The 318-nt window shown below is 49.4% G+C and carries 1 pseudogene; it reads right to left on the reverse strand.

Going from position 1 to position 318, the window contains the following annotated elements:
• Nucleotides 1-8: 8 nt before the first annotated feature.
• Nucleotides 9-318: pseudogene (locus SB660_RS19595) on the reverse strand (DNA polymerase/3'-5' exonuclease PolX); the annotation flags it as partial.

Genomic DNA, 318 nt, shown 5'->3' on the forward strand with positions numbered 1-318 from the left:
CTCCTTACTTAATCATTGCGCGTCAGAAATGCTTTGACCTCATGTAACGGCCGGGCGTTTAACACATGTTTTGTCTCCGTCCAGCCTTTGCGCGCAGCGGTCACTCCCGTTTTCATATCATCGAGCATCTCGATATTATGGGCATCGGTATTAATGACCAAAGTCACACCTTTTTCATTTGCTTTGATCAGATGCTCAGTCCGTAAATCGAGGCGCGCGGGGTTTGCATTCAGTTCAAGCACCGTATTTGTTTTGGCTGCGAGTTCAATCAGCATGTCGATGTCGACTTCATAGCCGGCCCGTCTGCCGATCAGGCGT

The organism is Bacillus sp. SIMBA_005 (assembly GCF_046535585.1).
Taxonomy (GTDB): Bacteria; Bacillota; Bacilli; order Bacillales; family Bacillaceae; genus Bacillus; species Bacillus pumilus.